Below are 16,036 nucleotides of genomic sequence, written 5' to 3'. Positions count from 1 at the left end.
CACTGAGAGTAGAATATTGGCGCTTAATGTCGGGTCAATTGTTTAACAATATCTGGTATTAATTCCGGGGTTGCTGAATTAGAGATCGGCACCCTCTCATTTTTTTATCACTGGAGTACAAAATGTCTCTAAGCGTTGAAGCTAAAGCAAAAATCGTTTCTGAGTTTGGTCGTGGCGAAAACGACAGCGGTTCTACCGAAGTTCAGGTTGCACTGCTGACTGCACAGATCAACCACCTGCAGGGCCACTTTGCAGAGCACAAAAAAGATCACCACAGCCGTCGTGGTCTGCTGCGTATGGTTTCTCAGCGTCGTAAACTGCTCGACTACCTGAAACGTAAAGATGTTGCACGCTACACCGCGCTGATCGAGCGTCTGGGTCTGCGTCGCTAATTCTTGCGAGTTTCAAGAAAGGGGCCGTAAGGCCCCTTTTTTCAACCAGACGGCAGTAATTAACAGTACAATAATGTATTGTTGCTATGAATGATCTTCGTTGCAGAGGTTCGCGCGGCTAATGAGAGGCTTTACCCACGAGAGCGGGGTTAGGGTTGTCATTAGTCGCGAGGATGCAGGAAGATCGGGTTTAAACGACAGCATCCCTGGGGGTTTCTGTCATTCATTAAGATTAAGAAAGGATAATATTTTGCTTAATCCGATCGTTCGTAAATTCCAGTACGGCCAACATACCGTTACGCTGGAAACCGGCATGATGGCACGTCAGGCGACGGCAGCCGTTATGGTTAGCATGGATGACACTGCGGTATTCGTTACTGTTGTGGGCGCTAAAAAAGCTAAACCGGGCCAGGATTTCTTCCCGTTAACTGTTAACTATCAAGAGCGTACCTACGCTGCTGGTAAAATCCCGGGTGGTTTCTTCCGTCGTGAAGGCCGTCCAAGCGAAGGCGAAACACTGATTGCGCGTCTGATTGACCGCCCGGTTCGTCCGCTGTTCCCGGAAGGCTTCGTTAACGAAGTTCAGGTTATTGCAACCGTGGTTTCCGTTAACCCGCAGGTTAACCCGGATATCGTTTCTATGATTGGTGCTTCCGCAGCACTGTCTCTGTCAGGTATTCCGTTCAATGGCCCGATTGGCGCAGCGCGCGTGGGTTACATTAACGATCAATACGTACTGAACCCTACCCAGGAAGAACTGAAGTCCAGCAAACTGGACCTGGTGGTAGCGGGTACCGAAGGTGCGGTACTGATGGTGGAATCCGAAGCAGAATTGCTGAGCGAAGACCAGATGCTGGGCGCAGTCGTATTTGGCCACGAACAGCAGCAGGTTGTTATCCAGGCCATTAACGACCTGGTAAAAGAAGCGGGCAAACCGCGTTGGGACTGGCAGCCAGAAGCCGTCAACGCAGCGCTGAACGCACGCGTTGCTGCTCTGGCAGAAGCGCGTCTGAGCGATGCTTACCGCATCACTGACAAACAAGAGCGTTATGCTCAGGTTGATGTCATTAAATCTGACGTTGTAGCTGCGCTGGTTGCAGAAGATGAAACCCTGGATGCCAACGAGCTGGGCGACATCCTGCACGCTATCGAGAAAAATGTTGTTCGTAGCCGCGTACTGGCAGGCGAACCGCGTATCGATGGTCGCGAAAAAGACATGATCCGTGGTCTGGACGTGCGCACTGGCGTATTGCCGCGTACTCACGGTTCCGCGCTGTTTACCCGTGGTGAAACTCAGGCTCTGGTTACCGCAACGCTGGGTACTGCCCGTGATGCGCAGATCATTGATGAGCTGATGGGTGAGCGCACTGACAGCTTCCTGTTCCATTACAACTTCCCTCCGTACTCCGTAGGTGAAACCGGTATGGTTGGCTCGCCGAAGCGTCGTGAAATTGGTCACGGTCGTCTGGCGAAGCGCGGCGTACTGGCTGTAATGCCGGAAGCGGATAAATTCCCGTACACCGTTCGTGTGGTGTCTGAAATCACCGAATCCAACGGTTCTTCTTCCATGGCTTCCGTGTGTGGCGCTTCTCTGGCGCTGATGGACGCTGGCGTACCGATCAAAGCAGCCGTTGCGGGTATCGCAATGGGCCTGGTGAAAGAAGGCGACAACTTTGTTGTTCTTTCTGACATCCTGGGCGATGAAGATCACCTTGGCGATATGGACTTCAAAGTAGCGGGCTCCCGCGACGGTATCTCTGCACTGCAGATGGATATCAAAATTGAAGGCATCACCAAAGAGATCATGCAGGTTGCGTTGAACCAGGCTAAAGGTGCTCGTTTGCACATCCTGAGCGTAATGGAGCAGGCGATCAATGCGCCGCGCGGCGATATCTCTGAATTCGCACCGCGTATCCACACCATCAAGATCAACCCGGACAAAATCAAAGACGTCATCGGTAAAGGTGGCTCTGTGATTCGTGCGCTGACCGAAGAAACCGGCACTACCATCGAAATCGAAGATGACGGCACCGTGAAAATCGCAGCGACCGATGGCGAAAAAGCGAAATTCGCTATTCGTCGTATCGAAGAGATCACTGCAGAAATCGAAGTAGGTCGTATCTACAACGGTAAAGTGACCCGCATCGTTGACTTTGGCGCATTCGTTGCCATCGGCGGCGGTAAAGAAGGTCTGGTTCACATCTCTCAGATCGCTGACAAGCGCGTTGAGAAAGTGACTGACTATCTGCAGATGGGTCAGGAAGTACCGGTGAAAGTTCTGGAAGTTGATCGCCAGGGCCGTATTCGTCTTAGCATTAAAGAAGCCACTGAACAAACTCAGCCTGAAGCAGCGCCGGAAGCGCCGCAAGCAGAGCAGGGCGAGTAAAATGGTGTTTGCCCTCCGCGAAAGCGGAGGGTTATTTAACTGGCAGGACGCCGTGTTTGCAGCCGGGGGACAGGACGTTCATCCAATTGTTGTCTTCGGGAGTGGGAAATGAAGCCTTTTTTGCGCTGGTGTTTCGTTGCGACAGCTTTAACGCTGGCAGGATGCAGCAACTCTGCCTGGCGTAAGAGCGAAGTCCTCGCGGTGCCATTGCAACCGACTTTGCAGCAAGAAGTGATTCTGGCGCGCATGGAACAAATTCTTGCCAGTCGGGCTTTATCCGATGATGAACGCGCACAGCTTTTATATGAGCGCGGAGTATTGTATGATAGTCTTGGTTTGAGGGCACTGGCGCGAAATGATTTTTCACAAGCGCTGGCCATCCGACCGGATATGCCGGAAGTATTCAATTACTTAGGCATTTATTTAACGCAGGCAGGCAATTTTGATGCTGCCTATGAAGCGTTTGATTCTGTACTTGAGCTTGATCCAACTTACAACTACGCGCACTTGAATCGCGGTATCGCATTATATTACGGCGGTCGCGATAAGTTAGCGCAAGATGATCTGCTGGCGTTTTATCAAGACGATCCCAATGACCCTTTCCGGAGTCTGTGGCTTTACATCGTTGAGCGGAAGCTCGATGAGAAGCAGGCTAAAGAAGCGCTGAAACAACGCTTCGAAAAATCGGGTAAAGAGCAATGGGGATGGAACATTGTCGAGTTCTACCTTGGCGATATTAGCGAACAAGAGCTAATGAACCGCCTGAAGGCAGACGCAACGGATAACACCTCGCTCGCTGAGCATCTCAGTGAAACCAACTTCTATTTAGGTAAGTACTACCTAAGTCTGGGGGAAAAGGACAGCGCTGCGGCACTGTTCAAATTAGCGGTGGCTAACAACGTTCATAATTTTGTTGAGCACCGTTATGCATTGTTGGAATTAGCGCTCTTGGGCCAGGAGCAAGATGACCTGGCAGAATCGGACCAGCAATAGCTGACGTACACATCAGCCCGTAATCATTACTTTGATTGCCATCACCTTCGCGGGTGAGGGCGTTGTTGTTCGTTAATACACCTACTTTGAGCCGGTTCACACTTTTAATGAAAATTACCGAAAATTTTCACGATGAGTTATGTAGACTGGCCGCCATTAATATCGAGGCACACGTACTACATGGCTGAATTCGAAACCACTTTTGCAGATCTGGGCCTGAAGGCTCCTATCCTTGAAGCCCTTAACGATCTGGGTTACGAAAAACCATCTCCAATCCAGGCAGAGTGCATTCCGCATCTGCTGGGCGGTCGCGACGTACTGGGTATGGCCCAGACGGGTAGCGGCAAAACCGCAGCGTTTTCATTACCGCTGCTGAACAATCTTGATCCTGAGCTGAAAGCACCGCAAATCCTGGTGCTGGCGCCGACCCGCGAACTGGCGGTTCAGGTTGCCGAAGCCATGACAGATTTCTCTAAACACATGCGCGGCGTGAACGTGGTTGCCCTTTATGGCGGCCAGCGTTATGACGTGCAGTTACGCGCCCTGCGTCAAGGGCCACAGATTGTTGTCGGTACCCCGGGTCGTCTGCTTGACCACCTGAAACGCGGTACGCTGGATCTCTCTAAACTGAGCGGTCTGGTGCTGGACGAAGCCGATGAAATGTTGCGTATGGGCTTCATCGAAGACGTTGAAACCATCATGGCAGAGATCCCGGACGGTCATCAGACCGCACTGTTCTCTGCAACCATGCCGGAAGCGATTCGCCGCATTACCCGCCGCTTTATGAAAGAGCCGCAGGAAGTGCGCATTCAATCCAGCGTGACTACTCGCCCGGACATCAGCCAGAGCTACTGGTCTGTGTACGGCATGCGTAAAAACGAAGCGCTGGTACGTTTCCTGGAAGCAGAAGATTTTGATGCGGCGATCATCTTCGTTCGTACCAAAAACGCGACCCTGGAAGTGGCAGAAGCGCTGGAGCGTAGCGGCTATAACAGCGCCGCGCTGAATGGCGACATGAACCAGGCCCTGCGTGAGCAGACTCTGGAGCGTCTGAAAGACGGTCGTCTGGATATCCTGATTGCAACCGACGTGGCAGCACGTGGTCTGGACGTTGAGCGTATCAGCCTGGTTGTTAACTATGACATCCCGATGGATTCCGAGTCTTACGTTCACCGTATCGGCCGTACCGGTCGTGCAGGTCGCGCTGGTCGTGCGTTGCTGTTTGTTGAGAACCGCGAACGTCGTCTGCTGCGTAACATCGAACGCACCATGAAGCTGACTATTCCAGAAGTAGAACTGCCGAACGCAGAACTGCTGGGCAAACGCCGTCTGGAAAAATTCGCCGCGAAAGTACAGCAGCAGCTGGAAAGCAGCGATCTGGATCAGTACCGTGCTCTGCTGGCGAAAATCCAGCCGTCTGCGGAAGGTGAAGAGCTGGATCTCGAAACGCTGGCCGCTGCTCTGCTGAAAATGGCACAGGGTGAACGTGCGCTGATCGTTCCGCCAGACGCGCCGATGCGTCCTAAGCGTGAATTCCGTGAGCGCGACGACCGCTTTGAACGCCGTGGCGATCGTAACGACCGTGGTCCGCGTGGTGACCGTCCTGAGCGTGGTGGTGAAGATCGTCCGCGTCGTGAACGTCGTGATGCTGGCGAAATGGAACTGTACCGTATTGAAGTTGGCCGTGATGATGGTGTTGAAGTTCGTCATATCGTTGGCGCGATTGCTAACGAAGGCGACATCAGCAGCCGTTATATCGGTAACATCAAGCTGTTCGGTACCCACTCTACCATCGAACTGCCGAAAGGCATGCCGGGCGAAGTTCTGCAGCACTTTACTCGCACCCGCATCCTGAACAAGCCGATGAACATGCAGCTTCTGGGTGATGCACAGCCACGTCCTGAGCGTCGTGGCGGTGGTGAGCGTCGTGAAGGTGGCCGCAGCTTCGGCGGTGGTGAACGCCGTGAAGGTGGTCGCAGCTTCGGTGGTGAGCGTCGTGAAGGCGGTCGTAGCGAAGGTCGTAACTTCAGTGGCGAACGTCGCGCTCCGCGTCGTGACCGCGAAGAAGGCTCCAGCCGTCGTCGTTTCGGTGACGCATAATCGCGCAGTAAGCCAGCTTTACACTTCGTAAAGTAATTGATACAACCCCGGTGCAAAACATCGGGGTTTCTTTTATCTGTTATGTACTCTTGTACTGGTACAATGCATCGGTATTTTACCTTACTGGAGAAGATAGCATGGCAACACTGACAACCACACAAGCGACCCCTTCGTTGCTTGCCGGTGTGGTGATTATTGGCGGAACGGTGATTGGTGCGGGGATGTTTTCACTGCCGGTGGTCATGTCAGGCGCGTGGTTCTTTTGGTCGATAGCGGCCCTGGTGTTCACCTGGTTTTGTATGCTGCATTCCGGGCTAATGATTCTGGAAGCGAACCTCAATTACCGCATTGGTGCGAGCTTCGATACCATTACCAAAGATTTGCTGGGCAACGGCTGGAATGTGATTAACGGTCTCTCCATCGCTTTTGTGCTCTATATCCTGACCTACGCTTATATTTCAGCGAGCGGTTCTATTCTGCATCACACCTTTGCTGAGCTGTCGTTAAACGTCCCGCCTCGTGTTGCAGGCCTTGGGTTTGCGCTGCTGGTCGCCTTTATCGTCTGGCTATCTACCCGCGCAGTGAGCCGGATGACGGCGATTGTGCTGGGGGCGAAAGTTATCACTTTTTTCCTCACCTTCGGCAGTTTGCTGGGGCATGTTCAACCCGCGACATTATTCAATGTGGCGGAAAGCAATGCGTCCTATACGCCGTACTTGCTGATGACACTGCCGTTTTGTCTGGCGTCGTTTGGTTACCACGGTAATGTGCCGAGCCTGATGAAGTTCTATGGTAAAGATCCGCGCACTATCGCGCGTTGCCTGGTATATGGCACGTTGCTGGCGCTGGCCCTGTATATGGTATGGCTGTTGGGCACGATGGGGAATATTCCACGTCCGGAGTTTATCGGCATTGCCCAGAAGGGCGGCAATATTGATGTGCTGGTGCAGGCGTTAAGCGGCGTGCTGAACAGCCGCAGTCTGGATCTGCTGCTGGTGGTCTTCTCCAACTTTGCGGTGGCGAGTTCTTTCCTTGGCGTGACCCTGGGCTTGTTTGACTATCTGGCCGATCTGTTCGGTTTTGATGATTCGGCACAGGGGCGCTTTAAAACTGCGCTGCTGACGTTTCTGCCTCCGATTGTCGGTGGTTTGTTGTGGCCAAATGGCTTTCTCTACGCGATTGGTTATGCGGGGCTGGCGGCGACAATCTGGGCGGCAATTGTTCCCGCTTTACTGGCTAACGCATCGCGTAAACGCTTTGGCAGCCCGCGTTTTCGCGTCTGGGGCGGCAAGCCGATGATTGCGCTGATCCTTGTGTTTGGCGTGGGCAATGCGCTGGTGCATGTGCTGTCGAGCTTTGACCTTTTGCCGGTTTACCGTTAATGCTCCTGTCCCGGCTGGCGCTCTGCTTAGCCGGGCTACGGGTGGGGTAACCCGGATAAAGCACAGCGCGCTGCATCCGGGAAAAACCTAACCCAGCAGTTCCTCTTTCACCTGCATCGCCAAATCAAACGAATGCAAACGCGCCTGGTGATCAAAGATTTGTCCGTTAACCATAATCTCATCAGCCTGGGTTTCGCGCAGTACAGACTCCAGCCCGTGACGCACTTTCGCCTTATCGCCCACCAGTGACATTCCCAGCGCCTGCTGTACGCCATATTGCTCTGACGGCGACCAGAACTGATCCATATTTTGGATCGGTGGTGGCAACTGGCCGGTTTCCCCACGGCGCAATTTCACGAAAGCCTGCTGCATGGAGGTAAACAGGAATTCCGCATCGCGGTTACTGTCTGCCGCAACGATATTGATACACACCATGGCATACGGTTTTTCCAGTCGCGCGGAAGGCTTGAATTGGGTGCGATACAGATGCAACGCCTGGAACAGCATGTCCGGTGCAAAGTGCGAAGCAAACGCAAACGGCAGACCAAGCTGTGCCGCCAGTTGAGCACTATAAAGACTGGAACCGAGTAGCCATACCGGAATTTTCTCGCCATAACCCGGCACCGGGCGAACGTGCGGATTCGGGTCGTTGGCATCAAACCAGTCCACCAGTTCGGCAACATCGCGCGGGAAATTATCCACATCGCCGCTCATATGGCGACGCAGTGCCCGCATGGTTGGTTGATCGCTACCTGGCGCGCGCCCAAGACCCAGATCGATACGGCCCGGATAGAGCGTGTTAAGCGTACCGAATTGTTCGGCAATCACCAGCGGAGCATGATTTGGCAGCATGACACCGCCGGAACCCAGATGCAGAGAGGTGGTATTGGCCGCCAGATAGCCAATCAAGACGGATGTCGCCGCACTGGCGATACCCACCATATTGTGGTGCTCAGCCAGCCAGAAGCGGTGATATCCGCGCTTTTCAGCAAGCCTTGCGAGATCAAGAGAATGGGCGAAGGCCTCTTTAGCAGAAGCGCCCTGTGGGATCGGTGCAAGATCCAACACCGAGAAGGCAATCGTTTTGTCGGTCATAACGGCTCACTTTGCTACAGCATAGTCATCAGATTGAAGGTCTTCTTCCAGCCTGGCGCATCCAGGATGCGTCGGCCAGGAAAGCTGCATCTTTAATAGTGCATTAAAATCTGATGACTGTTGTTAACAAAGTGAGCGGTTTCTTAAGCCTGGAGTTCCAGACCCGGCAGACGTCGCCAGTAGCCGTTACAGTCACTGTTTGCTGTCAGCAGCAAAGGCGCTTGTCCATTTTCATTGGCGCGAAAGGCGTCGAGCATGGCAAACGTCTCTTCCCCCATGGGTGACAACCGTACCATGTCCACGATACCCGCCATCGACTTGAGTTCATTGCCCAGGTTGTAGACGTAACCACTCATGGTCTGGATGCCATTAAGCACGAACACCTGCTGATTTTCCTGCGACAGCATACGGCGTCCATTTGGATATTTAATGCAGCAGGTTTCGCACTCATCTTTCGGTTTGTCTTCCGAGCGTGCGGTAAAGCAGCGCGCGGAATAGGCCAGCGGCAGATGCCCGTAACTCAGCACTTCCACTTCGAACTCATCGCGAATACCCAGCGTTTCGCACTGTTCGAGCAAGTTAATGAGCCAGTCGCGCGAAAGTTCTACCGGCATGCACCAGCGCATCATCCCTTGCTTAAGCAGCAGACGCAGCGTAACGGCGTTGTAGCAGTTTAGCGCGTGTCCCGCGACGAAGGGCAATTTGCGCTCGGCACACAGGTTCACCACGCCGAGATCGCTGGCTTCCAGCAGGAAATCGCCGTTATCGACATAGCGTTTGAGTTCGTTAAGCTCTGACGAGGCTTGCACCAGCGCAAGAGTCGAGAGCACGACCTGTTTGCCGCTGTCGGCAAGTTGTTTCGCCATATCCAGCCAGTCGCCCACTTTAGTGGCGCGACGCTTGCTGCACACCGCTTCGCCAAGATAAATCACATCTGCGCTGCTGTTTGCGGCTTGCTGGTAAAACGCCTCTAACGTCTCTTTTGACCAGTACCAGAGCACGGGGCCGAGTGAATATTTCATCGTGTTTCCTACTGCCATTTGCGATGGTAAGCGCCAAGCGTGGTCTGCGTGCCTTCTGACATCGCACCCAGCGTGTTCATCCAGGCGGATTGCGGCACGAAGTTCTGCGGATCGGCAATGCAGCGGTCAATGGCCTGTCGCCAGACTTTGGCCACCTGACTCACATAGGCCGGGCTGCGCTGACGGCCCTCAATTTTCACCGAGGCAATATTGGCCGCCAGCAGTTCAGGCAATAATTCCAGCGTATTCAGGCTGGTGGGCTCTTCCAGCGCGTGGTAGCGCTCGCCATCGACCAGATAGCGGCCTTTACACAGCGTCGGATAACCTGCGTTTTCGCCATCCTGGTAGCGGTCGATCAGCACTTCATTGAGGCGTGATTCCAGCCCCTGCGGGGTTTGCTGCCAGCGCACAAAACGTGCCGGAGAGCAGGCGCCCACGGTATTTGGCGACTCACCCGTCAGGTAAGAGGAGAGATAGCAGCGCCCTTCAGCCATGATGCACAGGCTGCCAAAAGCAAAGACTTCCAGCGGCACAGGTGTGACGCGGGCTAACTGTTTAACCTGATGAATAGATAAAACGCGAGGCAGGACAACGCGGGCGACGTCAAAATGGCGATGGTAGAAGCGAATGGCCTCTTCATTGGTTGCCGATGCCTGCACAGAAACGTGGCGTTCGATATGGGGATAACGCGCTGCAGCATATTCCAGCATAGCCAGATCGGCGAGAATCAACGCATCTGCACCGATTTGCGCGGACATATCCACAGCGCGCTCCCAGCGTTGATAACCATCAGGATGCGCGAAGGTGTTAATCGCGATATGCAGTTTGCGTCGGTGCTGATGCACAAAACTGACCGCTTCCTGCAGTTTCTTTTCTGTAAAATTGAGACCGGCAAAGTGGCGGGCGTTGGTATCATCTTTCAGGCCGATATAGACGGCGTCGGCACCGTTTTCGATGGCCGCTTTGAGTGCCGGAAGGTTTCCGGCAGGGCAGAGCAACTCCATAATTTATCCTGAAATCAGGGGCTGTATTGGCCCTGGCAACCCACGTGGGGCGCTAAATTGTTAATGAACTGGGATTTTAGTTAACCTGGTAGCGACAATTTTTGATTTGAGGCAGTTAATTGTGTATTGGTGACATCAATAATCGAGGCATTCTTCTTACGTAATTGTTGATTTACGCCGCCATGTCGTTTATCTGATATGGCAAAATAGAAGGAATTTTCATTTCAGGGAGTAATGCTCGTGTTGGAAAAACTGCGCTCACGTCTCGTTCATGTTGGCCCGTCTTTGTTGAGCGTGCCGGTTAAGCTGACGCCTTTCGCCATTAAACGGCAGGTTCTGGAGCAGGTCTTATGCTGGCAGTTCCAACAGGCGCTGGCAGACGGGGAGCTAGAGTTTCTTGAAGGCCGCTGGTTAAGTATCCAGGTTCGCGATATTGGCCTGACGTGGTATACCTCGGTTGAAAATTCACGATTAATCGTGCGTGAGTCTGCCACGGCTGATGTCAGTTTCAGCGCAGATGCCAGCGACCTGCTGATGATCGCCGCGCGCAAACAAGATCCGGATACGCTGTTCTTTCAACGCCGACTGGTCATTGAAGGTGACACGGAGCTTGGGTTGTATGTGAAAAACCTGATGGACGCCATTGAGCTGGAGCAGATGCCGAAAGCACTTCGCGTCATGCTACTGCAACTGGCGGATTTTGTTGAAGCTGGCCTGCAAGCGCCGGACTCAACGCCACAATCTTCTGTAGGTGAACCATGCTGATTCGAGTAGAAATTGGGATTGATGCACCGGGAATCGACGCGCTTTTGCGCCGCACTTTTGCGGATGAGCGCGAAGCGACGCTGGTGCACGATCTGCGCGAAGACGGCTTAATTACACTTGGGCTTGTCGCAACGGATGATGAAGGGCAGGTCATCGGTTATGTCGCATTCAGTCCGGTTGCCGTGCAGGGCGAAGATTTACAGTGGGTTGGCCTTGCGCCATTGGCCGTCGATGAGGCGTATCGTAGCCAGGGCCTTGCTCGCCAGTTGGTATACGAAGGCCTGGACTCACTCAATGAGTTTGGCTATGCCGCCGTGGTGACGCTGGGTAGCCCTGACTTTTTCGGCCATCTGGGCTTTGAGCCTGCGGCGAAGTTCGGTCTGCATTGCCGTTGGCCGGATACCGAAAGTGCTTTTCAGCTCCACCCACTGGCAGACGATGCGTTAAATCATGTGAAGGGGCTGGTGGAATACCACGAGCACTTTAATCGCTTCTAATCGGCTGCGGTAACCAGGCCTTCTAATAGCGCTTCAAAGATGCCATCTCCGGCAACGAGGCGCTCCTTCTGGCGTTTTGTCAGTTGTTTGATGCGATACTCCATACGCAGCGCCAGCGAGCGCTCTCCCACTGGCGCGGAAAATGCCAGCGTGAGTTCCCCCTTTCCCCGCAGTGCTTTTGCGCCTTTGCCGCTTTGATGCTCTATAAAGCGACGCGCCACATCGGTGGTAATACCGGTATAAAGGCTGTTGTCCGCCGTGCGGATGAGATAAAGAGACCAGAGCGTCATAACGTCATTCATTGTGCTAATGTGAAAGAAAAATAACACGAGGATGAAGAGAAATGGAAACTCTTGCGGCCATTAGTCGCTGGCTGGCGAAGCAGCATGTTGTGACCTGGTGTGTGGCCAACAGGGGGGAGTTGTGGTGTGCGAATGCCTTTTATATCTATGATCCGCAAAAAGTCGCATTTTATCTTCTGAGTGAGGACCATACGCGTCATTCGCAGATGACCGGCCTGCAGGCGAACATTGCCGGAACCGTAAATGGGCAACCAAAGACGGTCGCACTTATTCGCGGCGTGCAATTTACCGGGGAGATACGGCGTCTTGAGGAGGCGGAAAGCGTCGGCCCACGTGCGCAGTACAACCGCCGCTTTCCTGTTGCCCGCGTTTTATCGGCGCCGATGTGGGAAATTCGCCTCACCGAACTGAAATTCACCGATAACACGCTGGGCTTTGGTAAAAAGCTTCACTGGATACGTGACTCAGGCACCCAGCAGCCGTAATGCTTCGCGGTTAAACGCGGGGAGATCATCAGGCGTACGGCTGGTGACCAGTTGGTTATTATCAACCACCACTTCCTGGTCGTAGAATTCGCCCCCCGCGTTTTTCACATCTACCACGATCGGTTTCACCGCCGTCAGTTTTCTGCCGCGCAGAACATCGGCACTAATCAAAAGCTGCGGCCCGTGGCAAATCGCAAATACAGGTTTTCCGCTGTTAATAAAATCGCGGGTAAAGGTGACGAAACGGTTGTCGCCACGCAGAGCGTCTGGCGAATGTCCGCCTGGCAGAAGCAGGGCGTCGAAGTCGGCGGGCCGGACGTCATCAATCGCTTCGTCGATGGTCACGCTGGCATCGCCTTGCTTACCTTTCACTGTCTTACCCGCCTGCTTCTCTATCGTAACCACTTCGTGGCCTGCCTTACGAAACTCCTCTGCCGGAGACGTAAATTCTGAATCTTCAAATTCGTCGGTGATCAAGACTGCAATTTTCTTGCTCATGTATCCTCCGTTATTCAGCTCAGGCTGGTCATTTTCAACAATAATGACTATCAGGATTACTAAGCCTGGTTCAGGGCGATGACATTGCAAGGCAGACTATTCTGCAAAAGGAGAGGATATGAGTCGGGTATTGATAACGGGCGCAACCGGGCTGGTTGGCGGGATCTTACTGCGGATGCTGGCGAATGATGCTCGCGTTGATAACATTGCAGCCCCCACGCGTCGGCCATTAGAACCGATCTCTGGTATGTTCAATCCTCATGATCCCCAGTTAACCGATGCACTCGCCATGGTGACGGAACCCGTTGATACTGTTTTTTGCTGCCTGGGAACGACACGACGTGAAGCGGGTAGCAAAGAGGCCTTTATACATGCCGATTACACACTGGTGGTCGACACGGCGTTAACAGGGCTACGACTGGGGGCACGGCACATGCTGGTGGTGAGTGCGCTGGGCGCTAATGCACGTTCGCCGTTTTTCTATAATCGGGTGAAAGGCGAGATGGAAAATGCGCTGATGGAGCAAGAGTGGGAGCGTTTGACCATTGCGCGCCCGTCGATGCTACTGGGGAACCGTGAAAAGCATCGTGTTAACGAGTCACTGTTTGCCCCGTTATTTCGCATCATGCCGGGGAACTGGAAATCGATTGCCGCACAGGATGTGGCCAGCGCGATGCTGAAAGCGGCCTTTTCTCCTTCTTCGCAACGTGTGGAGATCCTCTCATCTGCCCGACTGCGCGCGATGGCAAGTGATTAATCATTTTCAAATAAATAGCCCAGGAGTACTATTCGCCGGGTAATTATTTCTGCATTTATCCCCCGGAGAATGGTATGACTGGTCAGTCTTCATCTCGGGCGGCGACACCGGTGCAATGGTGGAAACCCGCTCTCTTTTTTTTCGTCGTGATCGTGGGTCTCTGGTATGTGAAGTGGCAGCCCTATTACGGAAAAGCCTTCACCGCCGCTGAAACTCACAGTATTGGTAAATCTATTCTCGCTCAGGCCGATGCCAGCCCATTCCAGGCTGCTCTTGACTATGCCATGGTCTATTTTCTTGCCGTCTGGAAAGCGGCGGTGCTGGGGGTGTTGCTGGGTTCGTTAATTCAGGTGCTTATCCCGCGAAACTGGCTGATTCGTACGCTTGGGCAAAAGCGACTGAGCGGCACACTCTTTGGCACGCTGTTTTCCCTGCCGGGCATGATGTGCTCCTGCTGTGCAGCGCCCGTTGCGGCTGGAATGCGTCGTCAGCAGGTCTCGATGGGCGGCGCGCTGGCATTCTGGATGGGCAACCCGCTGCTTAACCCGGCAACCCTGGTTTTTATGGGTTTTGTGCTGGGCTGGCATTTTGTCGCTATGCGACTGATTGCCGGGTTAGTGATGGTTATTGGCGTGGCGACACTGGTGCAGTATCTGGTCAAGGATGATATCCAGCAGACGGCACCGGTCGATCTTTCGTTGCCGGAACCGGAAGGGCACTTTTTTGCCCGCTGGGGAAAGGCGCTGTGGGTTCTGTTCTGGAGCACAATCCCGGTTTATATCCTTGCCGTGCTGGTACTGGGCGCCGCCCGTGTCTGGCTGTTCCCGCATGCCGATGGTGCAATTGATAATTCCCTGATGTGGGTGGTTGCGATGGCGATAGCCGGTTGCCTGTTCGTGATCCCAACGGCGGCGGAGATTCCGATTGTCCAGACAATGATGCTGGCGGGGATGGGGACAGCCCCGGCAATGGCGCTACTGATGACGCTGCCTGCGGTCAGCCTGCCGTCGCTGATTATGCTGCGCAAATCCTTTCCGGCCAAAGCACTGTGGCTAACAGGGGGGCTGGTGGCATTAGGCGGGGTGATTACCGGAACGCTGGCATTGTTTTAACTGATTCTCCCCGGTGGTGCTATGCCCGCCGGGGAGAAGAGTCAACGCTATTTAATCATTGTAAACGCGGTAGTGACATGTTTCACACCGCTGACGCGGCTGGCGATATCCGCCGCGGCTCTGCCTTCACGATCGGTCACCAGGCCCAGCAAGAACACTTCGCCATTCTCAGTGGTGACTTTCACATTGGACGATTTCACCTGGTCGCTACTGAGCAGTTGCGTACGCACTTTTGAGGTGATCCAGGTATCGCTGGCGGCCGTTCCCATACCAATTGGCTGGCCCTGGCGAATTTCGTTGTAGACCTCTGTTGCACCGTCTACGCCCATGGCGATTTGCTTAGCACGTGACGAGAGATCGGTGGTTGGCGCCTGACCCACCAGCAGGACTTTCCCCTGATACGCCGTGACGTTTATGCGAGCCTGTTTTTTAATCTGTTCGTCTTTAGACAGCGCGCTGTTAACGCGAAGTTCAAGAGTACCGTCATCCACCTGAGTGCCAACCGTACGTGGATCGGTTGCCGCTTTGGTACCGACAGCAGCTGAACCGACCACCACTGCGCCTACACAGCCTTGTAGCAGCAGTGCGGAAATAAGGACTGCGAGGGGCGTAAATGCCTTCATATGTACTCCTTAATCATCCTGGTGAGGGAAAAGCGTGTTATCTATCAGATCGCATAAACAATTTACCGTCAGCATATGCATTTCCTGTATGCGTGCGCTGCGGTGGGAAGGAATACGTATCTCGACATCCTGCGGCCCCAACAATCCGGCCAGTTCACCACCGTCATACCCCGTAAGCGCCACGATACTCATATCGCGCGTTACTGCGGCTTCAACGGCTTTAACAATATCGCGGCTGTTTCCACGGGTGGAAATCGCCAGCAATATGTCGCCTGCGTGTCCGAGTGCCCGAACCTGCTTGGCATAAATTTCGTCATGCAAACGATCGTTTGCGATTGCCGTTAAGACCACATTATCGGTATTAAGTGCAATGGCAGGTAAACTTGGGCGTTCCGTTTCAAAACGATTAATCATACTGGCAGCAAAATGCTGTGCGTTGGCGGCGGAAGTTCCATTGCCACAACAGAGGATTTTGTTGCCGTTAAGCAGGGAATGGACCATGGTCATGGCCGCGCGTGAAATTGCGTCTGGCAGCGCTTCTGCCGCCGCAATCTGGGTTTGAATGCTTTCTGTAAAGCAAACTTTAATTCTATCGAGCACGGGTGATCCCTATCATTCAGTCA

The 16,036-nt window shown here is 53.7% G+C and carries 18 protein-coding genes; 11 read left to right on the top strand and 7 right to left on the bottom strand.

The annotated features are described in order from the left end of the window. The first annotated feature begins 122 nt into the window (after positions 1-122). The 6 genes from rpsO to mtr all read left to right on the top strand — a co-directional run bounded on the left by rpsO (position 123) and on the right by mtr (position 7,253). The gene (gene rpsO / locus IP582_RS22140) at positions 123-392 is read left to right on the top strand and encodes a 30S ribosomal protein S15 (protein WP_004385056.1); all 270 of its coding nucleotides are present in this window, start codon (positions 123-125) and stop codon (positions 390-392) included. A 250-nt stretch (positions 393-642) separates the two neighbouring features. Beyond that, complete coding sequence (gene pnp / locus IP582_RS22135; RefSeq protein WP_193794466.1) at positions 643-2,778, top strand: polyribonucleotide nucleotidyltransferase; 2,136 nt, start codon at positions 643-645, stop codon at positions 2,776-2,778. A gap of 108 nt (positions 2,779-2,886) precedes the next feature. Beyond that, complete coding sequence (gene nlpI / locus IP582_RS22130) at positions 2,887-3,771, top strand: lipoprotein NlpI (RefSeq protein WP_039077482.1); 885 nt, start codon at positions 2,887-2,889, stop codon at positions 3,769-3,771. A 107-nt stretch (positions 3,772-3,878) separates the two neighbouring features. Beyond that, entirely contained in the window at positions 3,879-3,959 is an 81-nt protein-coding gene (gene yrbN, locus IP582_RS22125) for a protein YrbN (RefSeq protein WP_103245196.1), read from the top strand. Next, complete coding sequence (locus IP582_RS22120) at positions 3,952-5,871, top strand: DEAD/DEAH family ATP-dependent RNA helicase (protein ID WP_039077483.1); 1,920 nt, start codon at positions 3,952-3,954, stop codon at positions 5,869-5,871. Before yrbN ends, IP582_RS22120 begins: the two co-directional genes overlap by 8 nt. A 137-nt stretch (positions 5,872-6,008) precedes the next feature. Then, positions 6,009-7,253: a tryptophan permease gene (mtr, locus tag IP582_RS22115; RefSeq protein WP_039077484.1), complete on the top strand. Its 1,245-nt coding sequence runs from the start codon at positions 6,009-6,011 to the stop codon at positions 7,251-7,253. 87 nt (positions 7,254-7,340) lie between these two features. On the opposite strand, the gene IP582_RS22110 is transcribed toward mtr, so the two are convergent. From IP582_RS22110 to IP582_RS22100, 3 genes are all read right to left on the bottom strand, one after another. Further along, entirely contained in the window at positions 7,341-8,348 is a 1,008-nt protein-coding gene (locus IP582_RS22110; RefSeq protein WP_039077485.1) for an LLM class flavin-dependent oxidoreductase, read from the bottom strand. 143 nt (positions 8,349-8,491) lie between these two features. After that, positions 8,492-9,370: a U32 family peptidase gene (locus tag IP582_RS22105; protein ID WP_193794465.1), complete on the bottom strand. Its 879-nt coding sequence runs from the start codon at positions 9,368-9,370 to the stop codon at positions 8,492-8,494. Positions 9,371-9,378: 8 nt separating this feature from the next. Further along, positions 9,379-10,374 carry a peptidase U32 family protein gene (locus IP582_RS22100; RefSeq protein ID WP_193794464.1) on the bottom strand — a complete coding sequence of 332 codons (996 nt, stop codon included), beginning with the start codon at positions 10,372-10,374 and terminating at the stop codon, positions 9,379-9,381. Positions 10,375-10,614: 240 nt separating this feature from the next. On the opposite strand from IP582_RS22100, the gene IP582_RS22095 reads away from it, so the two are divergent. Both IP582_RS22095 and IP582_RS22090 read left to right on the top strand, forming a co-directional pair. Beyond that, positions 10,615-11,139: an SCP2 domain-containing protein gene (locus tag IP582_RS22095; RefSeq protein ID WP_193794463.1), complete on the top strand. Its 525-nt coding sequence runs from the start codon at positions 10,615-10,617 to the stop codon at positions 11,137-11,139. Then, positions 11,133-11,636: a GNAT family N-acetyltransferase gene (locus tag IP582_RS22090; RefSeq protein WP_193794462.1), complete on the top strand. Its 504-nt coding sequence runs from the start codon at positions 11,133-11,135 to the stop codon at positions 11,634-11,636. The genes IP582_RS22095 and IP582_RS22090 overlap by 7 nt, the downstream gene beginning before the upstream one ends. Here IP582_RS22090 and IP582_RS22085 read toward each other — a convergent pair. After that, on the bottom strand, positions 11,633-11,926 hold the full coding sequence (locus IP582_RS22085; protein WP_193794461.1) for a GIY-YIG nuclease family protein: 294 nt from the start codon (positions 11,924-11,926) through the stop codon (positions 11,633-11,635). The two genes, IP582_RS22090 and IP582_RS22085, sit on opposite strands and share 4 nt — an antisense overlap. A gap of 53 nt (positions 11,927-11,979) precedes the next feature. Between IP582_RS22085 and IP582_RS22080 the strand changes: the two genes are divergently transcribed. Beyond that, entirely contained in the window at positions 11,980-12,423 is a 444-nt protein-coding gene (locus tag IP582_RS22080; protein WP_071194451.1) for a YhbP family protein, read from the top strand. Here IP582_RS22080 and IP582_RS22075 read toward each other — a convergent pair. Further along, a complete protein-coding gene (locus tag IP582_RS22075) occupies positions 12,403-12,921 on the bottom strand; it encodes a type 1 glutamine amidotransferase domain-containing protein (RefSeq protein WP_193794460.1) in 519 nt (172 codons plus the stop codon). The two genes, IP582_RS22080 and IP582_RS22075, sit on opposite strands and share 21 nt — an antisense overlap. Positions 12,922-13,039: 118 nt before the next feature. Between IP582_RS22075 and IP582_RS22070 the strand changes: the two genes are divergently transcribed. Further along, the gene (locus IP582_RS22070; protein ID WP_193794459.1) at positions 13,040-13,678 is read left to right on the top strand and encodes an NAD(P)H-binding protein; all 639 of its coding nucleotides are present in this window, start codon (positions 13,040-13,042) and stop codon (positions 13,676-13,678) included. 74 nt (positions 13,679-13,752) lie between these two features. Beyond that, positions 13,753-14,790 carry a permease gene (locus IP582_RS22065; protein ID WP_193794458.1) on the top strand — a complete coding sequence of 346 codons (1,038 nt, stop codon included), beginning with the start codon at positions 13,753-13,755 and terminating at the stop codon, positions 14,788-14,790. 47 nt (positions 14,791-14,837) lie between these two features. Here the strand turns inward: IP582_RS22065 and dolP are convergent, their stop codons facing one another. Both dolP and diaA read right to left on the bottom strand, forming a co-directional pair. Beyond that, on the bottom strand, positions 14,838-15,413 hold the full coding sequence (gene dolP, locus IP582_RS22060) for a division/outer membrane stress-associated lipid-binding lipoprotein (protein WP_039077494.1): 576 nt from the start codon (positions 15,411-15,413) through the stop codon (positions 14,838-14,840). A 9-nt stretch (positions 15,414-15,422) separates the two neighbouring features. Beyond that, on the bottom strand, positions 15,423-16,013 hold the full coding sequence (diaA, locus tag IP582_RS22055; protein ID WP_039077495.1) for a DnaA initiator-associating protein DiaA: 591 nt from the start codon (positions 16,011-16,013) through the stop codon (positions 15,423-15,425). Between the last annotated feature and the right edge of the window lie 23 nt (positions 16,014-16,036).

The sequence above is a fragment of the Citrobacter sp. BDA59-3 genome (assembly GCF_015167655.1).
Taxonomy (GTDB): Bacteria; Pseudomonadota; Gammaproteobacteria; order Enterobacterales; family Enterobacteriaceae; genus Phytobacter; species Phytobacter diazotrophicus.
Note: the sequence above shows the minus strand (reverse complement) of the source record. Positions and strands in the feature narration are given on the sequence as shown.

What these genes read in the sequence shown, in the direction of transcription:
- rpsO (WP_004385056.1), top strand. Translation starts at nt 123, where the DNA reads ATGTCTCTAAGCGTTGAAGCTAAAGCAAAAATCGTTTCTGAGTTTGGT.
- nlpI (WP_039077482.1), top strand. Translation starts at nt 2,887, where the DNA reads ATGAAGCCTTTTTTGCGCTGGTGTTTCGTTGCGACAGCTTTAACGCTG.
- yrbN (WP_103245196.1), top strand. Translation starts at nt 3,879, where the DNA reads ATGAAAATTACCGAAAATTTTCACGATGAGTTATGTAGACTGGCCGCC.
- IP582_RS22120 (WP_039077483.1), top strand. Translation starts at nt 3,952, where the DNA reads ATGGCTGAATTCGAAACCACTTTTGCAGATCTGGGCCTGAAGGCTCCT.
- mtr (WP_039077484.1), top strand. Translation starts at nt 6,009, where the DNA reads ATGGCAACACTGACAACCACACAAGCGACCCCTTCGTTGCTTGCCGGT.
- IP582_RS22110 (WP_039077485.1), bottom strand. Translation starts at nt 8,348, where the DNA reads ATGACCGACAAAACGATTGCCTTCTCGGTGTTGGATCTTGCACCGATC.
- IP582_RS22105 (WP_193794465.1), bottom strand. Translation starts at nt 9,370, where the DNA reads ATGAAATATTCACTCGGCCCCGTGCTCTGGTACTGGTCAAAAGAGACG.
- IP582_RS22100 (WP_193794464.1), bottom strand. Translation starts at nt 10,374, where the DNA reads ATGGAGTTGCTCTGCCCTGCCGGAAACCTTCCGGCACTCAAAGCGGCC.
- IP582_RS22090 (WP_193794462.1), top strand. Translation starts at nt 11,133, where the DNA reads ATGCTGATTCGAGTAGAAATTGGGATTGATGCACCGGGAATCGACGCG.
- IP582_RS22085 (WP_193794461.1), bottom strand. Translation starts at nt 11,926, where the DNA reads ATGACGCTCTGGTCTCTTTATCTCATCCGCACGGCGGACAACAGCCTT.
- IP582_RS22080 (WP_071194451.1), top strand. Translation starts at nt 11,980, where the DNA reads ATGGAAACTCTTGCGGCCATTAGTCGCTGGCTGGCGAAGCAGCATGTT.
- IP582_RS22075 (WP_193794460.1), bottom strand. Translation starts at nt 12,921, where the DNA reads ATGAGCAAGAAAATTGCAGTCTTGATCACCGACGAATTTGAAGATTCA.
- IP582_RS22070 (WP_193794459.1), top strand. Translation starts at nt 13,040, where the DNA reads ATGAGTCGGGTATTGATAACGGGCGCAACCGGGCTGGTTGGCGGGATC.
- IP582_RS22065 (WP_193794458.1), top strand. Translation starts at nt 13,753, where the DNA reads ATGACTGGTCAGTCTTCATCTCGGGCGGCGACACCGGTGCAATGGTGG.
- dolP (WP_039077494.1), bottom strand. Translation starts at nt 15,413, where the DNA reads ATGAAGGCATTTACGCCCCTCGCAGTCCTTATTTCCGCACTGCTGCTA.